Raw genomic sequence first — 16148 nt, 5'->3', positions numbered from 1 at the left:
GTTGAAAAAATAAAGGGAAGAGTAAAGGGGGTTATACCTTTACTCGGACTTTTCCCGTAAGAAGTAATTGCATAAGGCCTTTTTTCTGTTCATTTAAAGCACTTAGTTCAGCATTCAATAAATCTAATTCTTTATCAATTGTACTAAGCAAATTTGAAATTGCCTTTTGTTCTTTTAATGAAGGTTTGTTAAATATCATTTCCTTCAAAAATTTAAAATGTCTATTATAACCTGTATTAGGTATCTTCTGAATAAGTAAATGGTAATAATAAAATCTTACATCATAATCATCTTTTGTCATTAAAACCTGTGTTCCATCTGCACCAATTATAAAGTCAAAGTCAATAAATTTAATTTCTCTAGTATGATCACCAAAAACTATTACCCCTGTTTCTGGAACCTCAAATACTTTTTCTTCATCATTAGAATACGCAGTTACTTTTTTCTGACCTTGATCTACAACAGGATATTTCCCAGATTCAAGATATTCATTAGTTTTTATTTGATGTTTCTTTACTTTAGTTTTTATAAAAATATCACTAAAACTTACTTTCTCCCACTCTCCATAAAATCCAGGCAATCTCACTTCACCCGTCAACAACTTCTGCATTAACCCTTTTTTCTGCTTTTTTTTCTGCTCGATTAGCTTTTCCTTTAGCTCAATTGCCTTGTCCCAAGTTGAAATAATTTTAGCTATTTTCTTTTGTTCCTTTACTTCTGGTATACATACTTTTCGCTGTAGCCAATCTTCAAGTTTAAATAACAATTTTTCGATATGAACTCCGTCACTCGAAAGGTAGAAGTACCTTTGCATAAAAGGAAGTTGAACGTACCAATTAAAAAACTCCAAATCCAAATTTTCTTTATTTCTTAATATGTTATATTCGTTTGATACAATAGAACCATCCAATTTTTCAGGTACAATTGCACATGCTCCATGAGAAATTTGTCTTTTAGAGATTACAAAGTCTCCTGATTTAACGGAAAATTGACTCTTTACTTGTATTTGATTTCCTCGAAGCCTTTCTCGTTTAACCATTCCACCAAATCTTCTTTTAATTGTAACCAAATTATAAAATTTTTGATCTTCCATTTTGATAGGTCGTTTTACAAGTTTTAAAATATCACTCAATTTATATATAGACCAATCATTGGGAAATGTAATTTTACCAATTTTATTTTCATTTCTGGATAATATCTTGCCAACACTCATTTGCATACCACCTACAATCCCAACTCTTTCAAATACTTTTCCATTTGTGCTTCTACTTCTTTAAGCTCTTTCTTAATATTGGCGATATTTTCTTTCACCGCTTCCATATCAACCGGTTCTTCTTCTTCGAATGTATCGACGTAACGTGGGATGTTTAAGTTATAGTCGTTTTCCCGAATCTCATCAATAGTGGCAACATAAGAGTATTTATCAATCGTTTCCCGTTTTTCATATGTTTCTACAATTTTTTCGATATCTTGTTCTCTTAATTTGTTTTGGTTTTTGCCTTTTTCATAATGTTCTTCACCAGAAGCATCAATAAATAGCACGTCTTTTCGTGTACGGTCTTTTCGAAATACCATGATACAAGCTGGGATTCCGGTACCGTAGAATAAACCTTCCGGAAGCCCGATGACAGCATCCAGCAAATTCAACTCAATAATTTGCTTACGAATTTTCGCTTCACTCGCTCCTCTGAAAAGAACACCATGAGGCAGGATCGTCGCCATTCTTCCGTTTTCCGCTAATGAATACAGCATATGTTGAACGAACGCATAGTCCCCTTTTGAACTTGGCGGAACGCCCCATTCAAATCTTCTATATGGGTCAAGACTTGCTTCCATTTTAAATTTTTTATCTGTGTTTCCTTCACCGGCAAATCCCATGGCCCATTTGTCTAATGAAAATGGGGGATTCGCTACAATGACTTGGAACTTCATTAACTTGCCATCTTCCAAGTGCAGTGGATTCGCTAATGTATCTCCCCATTCAATTTTTGCATCATCAATGCCATGCAAATACATATTCATTAACGCTAATGAGTGTGTTGCACCATTCCGTTCCTGACCGTAAATCGCCACTTTTTTGCTTGGCACTTGTTTTGCAACCTTAATCAGTAATGAACCTGAACCACATGTCGGGTCATAAATGCGATCGTTTTCTTGCGGTTTTACTAATCGTGCCAAAAGTTCTGAAACTTCGGCTGGCGTGTAAAACTCTCCACCCTTTTTCCCCGCATCTGAGGCAAAAAGCCCGATCATATATTGATAAGCATTTCCTACAATATCTTCATTTCCTAATTGCGACGGTCTTAGAGATAATTGATTAAAATCCTCTAATAATGAACGGAGCATGGCATTCCGCTCTTTTGCTTTCCCTAGAATCGCCTCTGAATTAAAATCAATATTGCGGAAAACGCCACGAAGTTTCCCCGCGTTTTCATTTTCAATTCTTTCCAATGCTTTGTTGATAATCTCTCCAATTTCCGGATCATTTCTTTTGCTATATAAATAATCGAATGTTGATGTTTCGTCCAATACAAAACGTTCTCTCGATAGTGCACGTTGAATGCGTTGTTCATCTCCATTATAGCGCTTTGTATATTCTTCTAATTTCTCTTTATACGTATCACTCAGATATTTAATGAACAACATGGTTAATATGTAATCTTTATAAGTTGATGAATCGATTTTTCCTCTAAACGTATCGGCAGCTTGCCATAAAACGCTGTTAATTTTCTCTTGTGTTGTCTGTTCAACCATTCTTTTTCCTCCTTGGTTTGAAGTTCTTCCCCATTATAATACTTCACAGCGGCAAATGGAAATTTTTGTATTCCCTTTCAAACAGGAATGTTTTTTAAAACGTTTGCGATCCCAAAAAGGGGCTGTCCCAAAAGTCGTGAAACGGCTGATGGGAGCCCCTTGTAAGCATGATACAGTTGGCTGTTTAGGATCATTCATTTGAGCCACTATTCACACAAGCGTTTCATGAAATTCAGGATCATCAGTGCATGAGCCAAATAGAGGGGTTTTTGGGACATCATATGCCCCATTCCCGCTTATGACTGGCGAACCGATTGTGTTTCCGGGCGGGCAGCGAATGCTTCATTTGGATGGAACTCTTTTTCCCATTTGGAAACAACAATACTGGCAAGGCAGTGGCCCGGTGTATTGCAAGCCGTGCGTGCCATATCCAGCACCCGGTCAATCCCGGCAATAATAGCCACACCTTCAGCAGGCAGTCCGACGGCTGTTGCCGTAGCCAGAAGCACAACGAGGGAACCCATTGGAACAGCTGCAATGCCTTTTGAAGTCGCGATCAAAACCGCCATGACAATCAGCTGCTGTTCAAGGCTCATCGGTATACCGAATGCCTGGGCAATAAAAATAGAAGCAACTGACAGGTACAATGTGGAGCCGTCGCAATTTAACGATAGCCCGGCAGGAATAACGAACGAGACAACACGTTTGGAACATCCGAATTTTTCCATCCGCTCCATAAGCTGCGGAAGGACTGTTTCTGTGCTTGTCGTTGAAAAAGTGATCAGAAATAAGTCCCAAACCATCCGGAATACTTTAAAATAAGGAATTTTGAACATCCAGGCAATCAGCGGGAACAGGCCGAATATGACGATGGCCAGTCCAAGATAGACAACCCCGATCAGTTTGGCCATCGGAATGAAAAGACTGATGCCAAACTGGCCGACGGAAGACGCCATCAGGGCAAAAACACCGATCGGCGCGGTAACCATGACCATCTGTGTCAATTTAAACATCACCTTCGAAACCGATTCCATAAATTTCAATGCCGGCTCGGCTGCTTTCCCGATTGCACCGGCTGCCACCCCGAATAGAATGGCAAAGAAAATAACAGCCAGTAAATTATTTTGGTCCATTGCATTCACAATATTGTTTGGAATGATGTTGACAATCATCGTTTTAAAATCAACCACTGTGGACGCGTTTGCTTTTACTTGTGAAATATCTGTTTTGGCCAGATGCGATAAATCCACTCCAACACCGGGTTTTAAGAGATTCACAAGCAGCAGGCCGATGCCCAAAATAAGCGTCGTAACCAGCTCAAACCAAATGACCGTCTTCAGCCCCAACGAACCCATCTTTTTCATATTCCCGTTTCCGCCGGAAGCCCCCACGACAATTGTTGTAAACACAATCGGAATGACAATCATTTTGATCAGGTGAATAAACATATCCCCGACCGGCCTCAACTTCGTCCCGAAATCAGGGAAAATTGCCCCTATTATGGCCCCTAAAATCAAGCCAATCATAACTTGAAAAGCAAAAAATTTTTTCATCTGATGCCCTCCCTCCAATGATAAATGAATCGTACGCAAAATACGGAAACTGCCAATTTTCACTCCTTTGCCATCCCAATTAAGTGCGAATTGAAAATCTTCACAATCTATTATACCTGACATTTAGGCGTCTTTAAACTACTACTCCGCTTTCCTAAACCGGTTCAGTGATCATGACAGGGCAAGGTAGTTCTCCATTGTATGGGAAGCATATTTGGAAATGATCAGTTTTACCTTGATCATATAGGGGCTGCTTTCAGGGGGAAATCGGGCCTTTTCATCATGCCGACCAGCCAAGCAAATTGTTCAACAGTTGCAGGATAAAGTGAGAAATGAAGCCAACCCGCTTCTCAATAAAATACAGGTTGTCGTTCATGTACTCTGAACCCGTTTGCCAAGTTGGTCAACCAAGCATCTGTATTCGGAAAATCCCGCATCCGCAGCGCGACCAGCCTTGCTAAAGATGCGCCGCGAAAAATGATGAAGAAGATAACGGATGATATAGTTTATAAAGAAATCTTCCATCCTATGATTCATCCGAACAAGCTAGATTATACACCGGCAAAAGCGGAGAGATGGGCAACCATCTCTCCACTTTTGCCTTTGATTAAAATGATCTTTCCATTCCCCGCTTTGTTGTTAAATCAATGATCCGCTGGTTTCTGCTCCCGCGGAATGATAAGGTTAAATCCCGCTCTGCCAATAGGAACGGGCCATCAACGAGCACATCACAATATCGCAGCAATTCCCGTTTACAGGGATCATCGGAAGCGATTAATTGTTCAAATGTATAGCCTGAGTAAACCCAAATGTTTTTCCCCAGTGCTTTTAATCGTTTTGCCACTTCGCACACTTCTTGCGCTTGAAAAAAGGGTTCACCGCCGGAAAAGGTTACATCTGTTAATGGATTGCCGGCCACTTCTGCAACGACATCTTCAACCGGCATCTCTGTCCCATTATGGATATTCCAACTCCGCGGATTATGGCATCCCTTGCAAAAGTGCGGACAGCCTGCAAAAAAGATCACGGTTCGCAAACCTTCACCGTCAACAACCGAATCGTGGATGATATTCATGACCCTCATTGATGTTTCACCCTTTCGCTCTCTTCTGCACGTTTGGCTGAATTCCACCTTTTCATATCGCCAACCAGGTAACCGGTTATTCGTCTAATGCGCCCAATCCTACCTTCATCGGCATTATGGCAAACCGGGCACTCATTATCAATGATTCCCGAATAACCGCAGACGCCGCACTGGTCGACGGGATGATTGATGGCACCATAGCCAATATCATATTGCGCCATGGCTTTTACCAATCGATCCAAAGCACGGACATTTTTTGAAACATCCCCATCACACTCAATATAAGTGATGTGGCCGCCATTACATAATTTATGAAAAGAACCTTCAATTTTTATTTTATCAATCGCCTTGATTTGATAATAAACCGGAATATGGAATGAGTTCGTATAATAGGACCGGTCCGTCACCCCGGGAATTTTTCCAAACTCTTTTTGGTCATTTCGCGTAAACTTCCCTGATAACCCTTCTGCCGGCGTTGCAATTAAGGAAAAGTTTAAATCATAAGTCTCACTTGCTTTGTCCACTTTCTCCCGCATATGCTGAATGATACGATACCCTAATTGATAAGAATCATTAGACTCCCCATGATGTTTGCCTGTCAGTGCAACCAGTGCTTCAGCCAGCCCAATAAAACCAACACTTAATGTGCCATGTTTTAATACTTCTCCTACTTCATCATCCGGGTTTAAATTTTCGCTATCCTGCCAAATATTTTCCCCGTACAAAAAAGGAAAATGTTTCGCCTGCTTTTTTGCCTGGAAATGAAACCGTTCTAACAATTGTTGAATGGCAAGGTGAAGATAACGATCTAGTATGTTAAAAAATTCACATTTATTTTTAGCAATCAGCGCTATTTTTACAAGATTAATAGAAGTAAAGGACAAATTCCCGCGGCGGATACTATTTTCTTTTCCATGGCGGTTTGCCATCACACGGGTGCGGCAGCCCATATACGCAATTTCTGATTCCGGCGTGCCGTCATAATAGGGACGATTAAACGTGGAATCTATAAAGCTAAAGTTCGGAAATAAACGTTTTGCCGTCGTTTCAAGTGCTAATTGGTATAAGTCATAATTTGGTTCCCCGGGTTCAAAATTGATCCCTTTTTTCATTTTAAAAATTTGAATGGGAAAAATCGGTGTCTCCCCTTTCCCGAGCCCGGCTTTCGTTGCCAACAACATATTTTTTACGAGCAATCGCCCGGCTTTGGACGTATCGGTACCGTAATTAATAGATACAAACGGGACCTGCCCTCCCCCGCGGGAATGCATCGAATTGCAATTATGGATAAAAGCTTCACATGCCTGGTACGCATCCCGGTCGGTTTCTTCCCAGGCTAATGCCTCAAGCTCTTCGTCTGTATAGCTGGTGGCATAGGTTTTCAAACGTTTTCTATTTTTATGGAAGGTTTTCTCTATGTAAGGAGCAAGATCATAATCAAACATCGGAAAACTTTGCCCGCCATGCTGCATATTTTGATTGGCTTGGAAAATAATCGCTGCTAAAGCCATCGCGCTGCCAATGTCTTTCGGTTCACGCATACACCCATGTCCGGTATTAAATCCGCCCTTTAATACCCCGCCCAGCGGAATCTGGCAACATGTGGTCGTACCCGTTACCATAAAATCAAGGTCATGGGGGTAAATAAAATTGTCATCAATCGCCTTTACGACCTCTTTGCTAAGCAACATTTGCTTTGCATAACTTTTGCTGACTTCAGAAGAGATTTTTGACATTTGCCCCATTGGTGAAGAGCCATCCATATTTGCATTTTCTTGCATTAAATCATGATTATGGGAAAACACAATCTCATTTAAGGCATGCAGGGGAAAACCGCCACTGGTTTCTTGTTCATTTTTTGTCATCATTTTACTGGTTCTCCTTTCTAACGCACCGGTTTTGGGCAAGAAAAAATAGGTGGCACATCATGCATTTTCAATGAAAAAAGGCTGCGGCGTAGCGGCTTAAAATTTCCGCAACATCCTTGCCCGACCAACCCGTTCAATCGCGGAATAAACGGCGGCCAAAACGGCAAAAATTCCGCCCTCCGAAACATCAAGTTATGGCAGGCCTGGCTTGTGCTTCTGGCCCTTCTGATGGGCAATACAGCCGAACAGTTTTGTAGGCAGCCCGGATTTAAACTGGATTCCCTTTCAGACAGATCTGCCACCCTCACCCAAAATACTATATTTAGTATTGATTTCCGAGACAACTAACTACATATAGTATCCTACCATAGTGTGTTTTGGATTTCAATACGAAAGGGGGAGCGTCTCCGGAAAACGATTCGGGTCTTTCTTTTTCCCTTTTACGCTGGAAACCGGGAAACCGTAATGTTTTTCAACAAGACGATAGCCCCGTGGGGAATCATGTGTTGCCTTATGGAGGCAAATCGGTACCTGGGGAATCGCGTGATGCCTTTCCTTACTATCCTGGAAAATTGCACAGGCTGATTTTCATTCTTCTGCTGGTGCCGCGTTCACTGGGCATGAGAATCTACTTTGAAAAACACGAGCCTTCCCGAAAAACCCCGCAATGCCTTACATTTCCTCAAAAAAATGCCGCATTTCCCGGCGGCATCCCATTTTATCACGATTGCGTTTGCAGGCGTTCAGCTTCCTGGATACCTTGATTGATCTTGAGATAGATCTGGTCCGCTTTTGCGAAGTCCAGTGCCTCATCATAGTACATTTCCAGTTTATCGTTCAGCACTTTTGCCTCGTGCAGCCAGGCGGTCCCTTCTTTCATTTTGTCTTTGTACCGCTTATGGGCAGCTTGAATTTCGTTTGCGTATTTTTCATCCGTACCCGGCGTCACCGCAGCCGCGTACATATCTATCACTTCGTCCCCATTTCGCTCAGGGAAATATTCGTGCGGATCGGTGCTGTCAAAAATGCAAAACCCGAGTTCCCTGACGATGACCATATCAAGGCTGTTTGGATCAAATCCGCAATGGTAAATCTCAGTCGTGAATCCTTTTTCTGACGCTTTGGCCGCAATTTTTTTCAGCATTGTGGATTTGCCGGTTCCGGCCCGCCCCTTTATAAAATAGCGTTTCGATAGCCCCTCCGTCAGATTTGGGATAAAGTCAACTGCTCCGTTTGGTGTGGCTGCCCCGAGAAAACGGTGGTATACCGTTGCGCTCCCGCCCCCGGTTTTCCCGCCAAATAGCTTTTCAATCAGCTGCTGTGTCACCTGGCCTGCCTTTTCAAAATCCATTTCTTTTAAGTAAATGGCCTCCAAGTCATCATGATGGCGCAAACTTTCCGCAAACGATTTGTACGCAGATTGATAGGCTTCCTGTATACGGCGATTCAGCTGTAATACCTCTTTTTCATATTTGGCGTCCAATGCGTCCTCCAGGATCATAACCGATCCATTTGCTTTCGGTTCAATCGCATACGGCGCATTCCCATCCACCACTCCTGTTTTTAATCCTGGAATCATCAGGCCATCCAGCGAATCAGGGGCAGACGGGCAATGAATCAGTTCAAGATCATAACCTTTTTGCTTCCACGCTTCCGCCAGTTTTTCCATGATGTATGATTTCCCTGTCCTGCCATTTAAAATAAACACGCGATCCAAACCCTGCAAACTTGAATCCAAATAATGCGCAAACCCTTTCCCGGTATTGCCGCCTGCAAAATAATGTAACACTTTTCTAGCCATATCCCGCCACTCCTCTGTTTGGATAATTAACGGTTTTCCACATTAGCCTATGCGCCCCGCAAAAAGGTTGTGATTTCCTCTTGCAAAGAAAAGAGGCCGGCCCGGAATCAGCCCGGGGCGGCCTCTTCTTAAAAGGTTTATTTCTCCCCGCTCAATTTAACCAAAATTTTCGCCTGGGATTTGTCTTTTGTCAAAGCTTCGAAGCCTTTTTCAACGATTTCTTCCAATTGGATATGGCTGGTAACGACGTCTTGCGGTTTCAATTGGCCGGATGCAATCAGGTTAATCGTTTGTTGGAATGTTTTCTTCGTGTAAACAATCGATGCTGTAACGCTAACACCTGTATTCGTTAACTGCATCGGGTTCCATTCTATCGGGCGTGCAAAGATAGAAATGACATCGACAATCCCGCGTGCTTTCGTTGCATCAAGTGCTTGTTTGAAAGTCGGAGCAACGCCGGCCACTTCAAAGGATACATCTACGCCGCCCGGAACAAGATCACGGATGGTTTGGACGGCATCTTTTTCCCCGGAATTAATAATGTCGGTCGCGCCTGCTTTTTTCGCCAGGTTCAGACGAGGTTGCGACAAATCCGCCACGACAATCCGGCTTGCACCTGCCGCACGTGCTGCAACAATGGTCAATAATCCGATCGGGCCTGCACCAAAAATCGCAACCGTATCGCCAAATCTTAAACCACTATCTTTCACAGCCTGTACAGCAACCGCGCTAGGCTCAACTAATGCAGCTTCCTCCAAAGACAAGGAATCCGGCACGCGGTAAATATTATTTTCTGGAATGTTGGCGTATGCCGCAAATCCGCCATTGCTATGTAATCCAATAAAAGCGTAGCCGTCATAACGATCGAATTCATCCGGTTTGATTCCGCGGGTAATCGTCGGGTTAATAACAACCCTGTCGCCTGCTTTATACTTGGTAACTTTTGATCCGACTTCTTCAATCACACCGGCAAATTCATGCCCCATCGTGAGCGGCGCTTTTTCACCGGTAAATTCATTTTCTTCGCCAACAGGAATAAATACCGGCCCTTCCTGGTATTCATGCAAGTCACTGCCGCAAATCCCGGCCCATGCTACTTTTACTTTCACTTCATTCTCTTTTAACGGGCGCAATTCAACATCTTCTACACGAATATCTTTTTCTCCGTGCCATACTGCTGCTTTCATTTTTTCCACTCCCCTTGCCAAATTTTTAATTGAATATCGTTTATCATAAATATCCTATTTTTATAGTAAAATTGTTATATATAAATAGCAATTAATACGCTTACACCTCATGGATATCGCGTTAAAATAAGATAAAATTCCATAAAAAGCGGACTTTTATTTTAATCCAGTCAGACAAACATTCTTCCATAAAAATTTTAAAGAGTTGATAGAAAAAAATCCATTTCAGCTGTTTGATCTGTTCGAACTGGCATACCGGTTGCTACGCAGGTGAAAAGCGCAGCCTTTTTGCGGTCTGCGCTCGTTTGCGGCTTTGTATGGCGGTTTAGCTTGCGCAAATGGCTAACGTCCTGTACCGGAATTTTTAACGGCATCCATTGGTTTGCATCACCAGGGCGTCTATCCTGAAAATATACGCCGGCTGATTTTCGTTTTTCTGGTGGTGCCGTATTCACTGCGGCATGGGCATCTAATCACAGTTAACGGCTTGCTGCCGTTTCGTGAAAATATGATACGCCCTCTACTGTTTCGCTAGCACCAAAAGCCGCGCGATATTTTCGCATGTTCTCTCAATATTGGCAGCACCCGTTTGCAAAGCGTCTTCAAGCGCCATCGGGCGGGGCAGGATGCCAAAGATCGCATCAATGCCTTTTTCATATAAAACATCAATTTGTTCCCCGACATAACCGGCAACGGCAATTACGGGTTTCCCATGTTTTTTTGCTGCCCTGGCCACGCCATAAGGGGTCTTCCCGAACTGCGTCTGGAAATCGATGCTGCCTTCGCCGGTCAAAACGATATCAGCATCTTTTACTTTTTGCTCCAATCCGGTGTATTCCACGACAAGCTCGATGCCGCTTTTTAACACGGCATCCGTGAACACCATCAGACCGGCACCGAGGCCGCCTGCAGCCCCTGCCCCTGGGACCTCAGCAACATCTTTGCCAAGCTGTTCTTTGATGATGGCGGCATAATGCGAAAGGTTGGTATCCAAGAGCGCAACCATTTCTTTCGTCGCGCCTTTTTGCGGCCCGAATACATGAGAAGCGCCGTTTTCCCCGCATAAAGGATTGGTAACATCCGATGCGACAAAAATTTGCACCTCTTTCAAGCGCGGATCAAGGCCGGCCAAATCAATTTCCGCCAAATCCCCGAGTGCACCGCCGCCAAAAGGAAGCATCCCGCCCCTTTCATCTAAAAATTTTACACCGAGCGCCTGTGCCATCCCGGCGCCCCCGTCGTTTGTGGCACTGCCGCCAATGCCGATCAGAATCTGTTTTACTTTTTTGTCCAGACAGGCTTTAATCAGTTCTCCGGTACCATAGGTTGTGGTAACCAACGGATTTTTCGTTTCTTTTGTGACCAAATGGATGCCGCTTGCAGATGCCATTTCAATTACTGCCGTTTCCCCGTCTCCGAGAATCCCGTAACAGGCTGTGACCGGATGTCCGAGCGGCCCTGTGACGGTTTGCTGGTAAATCGTTCCGCCTGTTGCATCCACCAGCGATTGAACCGTTCCTTCCCCGCCGTCCGCCATTGGAACCTGAATGCAAACAGCATCCGGGATCGCTTTTTTAATCCCTGCTTCCATTGCGGCACATACCTCTTTTGCCGTCATGCTCTCTTTAAACGAATCCGGCGCTAATAAAAAGACTGGATTTTTCATCATTTCACCCCAGTGAACTACCCACCACTTATCAACCTTACGGTTTGATTGAAGTGGGGGCTTCTCGACTTATCGTTGCTTTTACTAGCCAACGAAAACTGACCGAGCTAACCCTCTTGTTCCAAGAGTTTTGTTACTTATGATAACGCTAATAAGCGTAATCCCTCATTTTTGATATTGATTGCTGAATTGTGATCGCGATCTAATACAAAGCCGCAAGAACATTTATATACACGTTCAGATAATGGCATTTCTTTTTCCTTGCCACAACAAGAACACTTCTTAGTGGAGGGAAACCACTTATCAATTTTCACAAGTTGTTTCCCTTGTTCTTTTAGCTTATACGCTAAGAAAGTAGTGAACATACCCCAACCGTTGTCGTGAACGCTTTTCCCAAAGTGAAGCGCTTGAGACATCCCTTTCATGTTCAAGTCCTCAATCACGACAGCATCAAAGTTAGAAGCTAATTCTTTTGACTTATGATGAAGAAAATTCATGCGTTGGTTCGCCACTTTCTCATGTAACTTAGCCACTACTAGTCGTTGCTTGTTCCAACGTGCAGAACCTTTCTTGCGTTTGGACAGAATGCGCCCGGCTTTTGCTAATTTTTCTGACATCACACGATAATAACGAGGATAATTGGCTTTCTCATTCTCGCTACTCACGTATAATTCAGCCATAGCAAAATCTAGCCCAATGACATTTTCTATTGTTTTAGGCTGTATATCTTTTTCGTATTCTGTTAGTACGGAAACATAGTATTTTCCTGACTTTGTTCTGGAAATGGTACAGGATTTCAATTTATAATCAGCAGGAATTTCTCTATGCTGTTTGATTTTTACAAGCTTTAGTTTAGGCAACTTGATATGACCATCTTTCCATTCGATGTTTCCATTGACTAAGTTAGTTGTATAGGATTGTTTTGCTTTACGATTTTTGAACTTTGGAAAATCCGTATTTCCTTCAAAGAAATTCTTATAAGCAGTCTGTAAGTTCATTTGTGCATTTGCCAAAGCTAAAGAATCCACTTCTTTTAGGAATGGAAATTCACTTTTATATTTTGCAGGAGTCGGAAACTTTTGCTTTTTAAGCAATTCTTTATCATCCTTGAACTTTTCATACGTTTCTTTGCGTTCAGCTAACATCTTATTGTAGACAAAGCGAACACAACCAAATGTCTTAGCTAATAATGCGGATTGTTCTTTGTTTGGTAACAAACGAAACTTGAAAGCTTTGTTTTGCTTGGCCATATCAATTCACCTCACTTTGTGCGGAAAAATTTCGTATATATTGATTATATCGTAAAAAATCCGTACAATCAATATGAGGAAAGCATTTTGTCTTTCATTACACGGATGAAGGACATTTCACGCGTGGATTCAAAACATTTTGTCTTTTATCACCCTAATGAAAGACATTTCCCGGCCAAACTCAAAAAATAGTAACCTTCATCCCAATTGGTAAACTATCTAAACATCAAAACAGTACCCTCTTATTAGGATGCTGTTTTAGTCTGGCTATCGCCCATCTCATTCCAGGTGCGATATAAAGGCCAGACTCTATCACCTAAATATTCATTTGTCTCTGACTCTGCGGCTTTGTAAATTATGTAAATGGAAAATAGAATCAAGTGCCAAAGGATGTAGATCAAAAATTTTACAGCAGAATATTTGACAAAGAGTGAACTACCCTCCACTTATCAACCTTACGGTTTGATTGAAGTGGGGGCTTCTCGACTTATCGTTGCTTTTACTAGCCAACGAAAACTGACCGAGCTAACCCTCTTGTTCCAAGAGTTTTGTTACTTATGATAACGCTAATAAGCGTAATCCCTCATTTTTGATATTGATTGCTGAATTGTGATCGCGATCTAATACAAAGCCGCAAGAACATTTATATACACGTTCAGATAATGGCATTTCTTTTTCCTTGCCGCAACATGAACACTTCTTAGTGGAGGGAAACCACTTATCAATTTTCACAAGTTGTTTCCCTTGTTCTTTTAGCTTATACGCTAAGAAAGTAGTGAACATCCCCCAACCGTTGTCGTGAACGCTTTTCCCAAAGTGAAGGGCTTGAGACATCCCTTTCATGTTCAAGTCCTCAATCACGACAGCATCAAAGTTAGAAGCTAATTCTTTTGACTTATGATGAAGAAAATTCATGCGTTGGTTCGCCACTTTCTCATGTAACTTAGCCACTACTAGTCGTTGCTTGTTCCAACGTGCAGAACCTTTCTTTCTTCGAGAAAGAATTCGTTGTGCTTTTGCTAATTTATCTAAGGCTTGCCGATAGTAACGTGGGTAATTGGCTTTCTTACCCTGTTCACTCTCGACATATAGACCATCCATAGCAAAATCCAAACCAACAACTTTCTGTATTTTAACTGGACGAATATCTTTCTCATATTCTGTCAAAATTGAAATGTAGTACTTGCCTGTCTTTGTTTTAGAAATAGTGCAAGATTTGATTTTATAATCAGCAGGTATCTCTCTATGCTGTTTCATTTTTATTGGCTTTTTGATTTTTGGCAGTTTGATATGACCATTTTCTAGCTTAATATTTCCGTTGACCATATTAGTTGTATAGGATTGTTTTGCTTTACGATTTTTGAACTTTGGAAAATCCGCATTTCCTTCAAAGAAATTCTTATAAGCAGTCTGTAAGTTCATTTGTGCATTTGCCAAAGCTAAAGAATCCACTTCTTTTAGGAATGGAAATTCACTTTTATATTTTGCAGGAGTCGGAAACTTTTGCTTTTTAAGCAATTCTTTATCATCCTTGAACTTTTCATACGTTTCTTTGCGTTCAGCTAACATCTTATTGTAGACAAAGCGAACACAACCAAATGTCTTAGCTAATAATGCGGATTGTTCTTTGTTTGGTAACAAACGAAACTTGAAAGCTTTGTTTTGCTTGGCCATATCAATTCACCTCACTTTGTGCGGAAAAATTTCGTATATATTGATTATATCGTAAAAAATCCGTACAATCAATATGAGGTGATAATCATGAGAGAAGAGAAAGAACGTGTAGAAATTCGTATGCCTAAGACGATATTAGAAAAATTGGAGCAATATCAAAAAGAAAATGGGATTCCAACTAGAACAGCCGCAATCTTAGAATTGTTGAGAAAAGGATTGGAAAAATAACTTTGGCTAAAGCCAACCGAAATTCATCTTCCACCTACTCATTGGTGCGATTCGCACCTTCACATTCCTTGAGGATGGGAGACTTCTTTCGGAAAGCCGTTAAATAATCCTGCTGAACGAACCAGATACGCAAGGAGATCCAGTCCGTTCAGCAGGACAAACTTATTTTTCCTTTACCAATTTTAACGGCACAGCAATACGGCTTTTGACTTTTTTCCCTTTTAATATTTTGGACGCAGCCTGAACGGCTTCTTTTCCGATTAGCACAGGCTGTTGGGCAACTGTCGCACTCAACTGTCCTTGTTTAACAGCTTTTAATCCATCATCCGTTCCGTCAAATCCCACCACAATTATATTTTTTCCTGAACTTTTAATCGCTTGGATGGCCCCTAAAGCCATTTCATCATTTTGGGCAAAAACAGCCTGGATGTCTTTGTGCCCTTGCAAAATATTTTCCATTACGTTCATGCCCTGCGTACGGTCAAAATTAGCTGTTTGTTTCGTAACAATATTTAATTCTTTATCTGCAATGGAGTCAAATCCCTGTCCCCGTTCACGTGAAGCAGATGCACCGGGTGTTCCCTGCAACTCTGCAACTTTTGCATTTTCCCCAACCTTGCTTATGATATAGTTTGCTGCCATCTTTCCGCCTTTCACATTATCTGAAGCAACTAAAGTTTCCACTTTCCCCTTATCTGCAGACCGGTCAAGCGTAATCACCGGAATGCCGATGTGGTTCGCGCTTTCAACTGCGGATGAGACAGCCGCAGAGTCTACTGGATTGATGAGTAAAATATCCACACCCTGCTGGATAAGATCTTCTATATCATTAATTTGCTTAGCGGAATCATTTTGGGCATCTGCCGTAATCACTTTCATTCCCTTTTCCTTCGCTTCCTGGAGCACGCCGTTTTTCAATGAAACAAAGAAAGGATTATCCAAAGTAGAAACACTTAAGCCGATTTTCATATCCTTTAATTCTTTATGATGGCCCGGTTTTGCCCATGACGGCGGTTCCATGGAACAGGCAGCTAAAGATAATATAAGCAAACATACAGTCATCATTTTCATCATTTTTTTCAT

The 16148-nt window shown here is 41.9% G+C and carries 12 protein-coding genes; 1 reads left to right on the top strand and 11 read right to left on the bottom strand.

The window, feature by feature from the left end; all coding sequences use genetic code 11:
* Positions 1–31: 31 nt before the first annotated feature.
* The 10 genes from BCOA_RS34410 to BCOA_RS26310 form a co-directional block, all read right to left on the bottom strand.
* Positions 32–1213, bottom strand: coding sequence for a restriction endonuclease subunit S (locus BCOA_RS34410; protein WP_014097062.1), 1182 nt, complete (start codon positions 1211–1213; stop codon positions 32–34).
* An 11-nt stretch (positions 1214–1224) separates the two neighbouring features.
* Positions 1225–2754, bottom strand: coding sequence for a type I restriction-modification system subunit M (locus tag BCOA_RS26355; RefSeq protein WP_014097061.1), 1530 nt, complete (start codon positions 2752–2754; stop codon positions 1225–1227).
* 296 nt (positions 2755–3050) lie between these two features.
* Entirely contained in the window at positions 3051–4307 is a 1257-nt protein-coding gene (locus tag BCOA_RS26350) for a dicarboxylate/amino acid:cation symporter (RefSeq protein WP_014097060.1), read from the bottom strand.
* Between the two features lie 607 nt (positions 4308–4914).
* Positions 4915–5391: an anaerobic ribonucleoside-triphosphate reductase activating protein gene (gene nrdG / locus BCOA_RS26345; protein ID WP_014097059.1), complete on the bottom strand. Its 477-nt coding sequence runs from the start codon at positions 5389–5391 to the stop codon at positions 4915–4917.
* A complete protein-coding gene (locus tag BCOA_RS26340; RefSeq protein WP_014097058.1) occupies positions 5388–7259 on the bottom strand; it encodes an anaerobic ribonucleoside triphosphate reductase in 1872 nt (623 codons plus the stop codon). Before BCOA_RS26340 ends, nrdG begins: the two co-directional genes overlap by 4 nt.
* Before the next feature lie 721 nt (positions 7260–7980).
* Positions 7981–9060: a PRK06851 family protein gene (locus BCOA_RS26335; protein WP_013860503.1), complete on the bottom strand. Its 1080-nt coding sequence runs from the start codon at positions 9058–9060 to the stop codon at positions 7981–7983.
* A 137-nt stretch (positions 9061–9197) separates the two neighbouring features.
* Entirely contained in the window at positions 9198–10247 is a 1050-nt protein-coding gene (locus BCOA_RS26330; protein WP_014097057.1) for a 2,3-butanediol dehydrogenase, read from the bottom strand.
* A gap of 520 nt (positions 10248–10767) precedes the next feature.
* Entirely contained in the window at positions 10768–11913 is a 1146-nt protein-coding gene (locus BCOA_RS26325) for a glycerate kinase family protein (RefSeq protein ID WP_041818033.1), read from the bottom strand.
* Positions 11914–12050: 137 nt separating this feature from the next.
* Positions 12051–13163, bottom strand: coding sequence for an RNA-guided endonuclease TnpB family protein (locus tag BCOA_RS26320; RefSeq protein WP_014097055.1), 1113 nt, complete (start codon positions 13161–13163; stop codon positions 12051–12053).
* Positions 13164–13718: 555 nt separating this feature from the next.
* A complete protein-coding gene (locus tag BCOA_RS26310) occupies positions 13719–14837 on the bottom strand; it encodes an RNA-guided endonuclease InsQ/TnpB family protein (protein WP_014095882.1) in 1119 nt (372 codons plus the stop codon).
* An 87-nt stretch (positions 14838–14924) separates the two neighbouring features.
* Here BCOA_RS26310 and BCOA_RS34680 point away from each other — a divergent pair, with 87 nt between their 5' ends.
* Positions 14925–15065, top strand: coding sequence for a ribbon-helix-helix protein, CopG family (locus BCOA_RS34680; protein WP_003352379.1), 141 nt, complete (start codon positions 14925–14927; stop codon positions 15063–15065).
* Positions 15066–15227: 162 nt separating this feature from the next.
* Here BCOA_RS34680 and rbsB read toward each other — a convergent pair whose 3' ends face one another.
* On the bottom strand, positions 15228–16148 hold the full coding sequence (gene rbsB, locus BCOA_RS26305) for a ribose ABC transporter substrate-binding protein RbsB (protein ID WP_013860507.1): 921 nt from the start codon (positions 16146–16148) through the stop codon (positions 15228–15230).

Source organism: Heyndrickxia coagulans 36D1, assembly GCF_000169195.2.
GTDB lineage: Bacteria > Bacillota > Bacilli > Bacillales > Bacillaceae_C > Weizmannia > Weizmannia faecalis.
The sequence above is the reverse complement of the archived record's forward strand: the minus strand, read 5'-3'. Positions and strand labels throughout refer to the sequence as shown.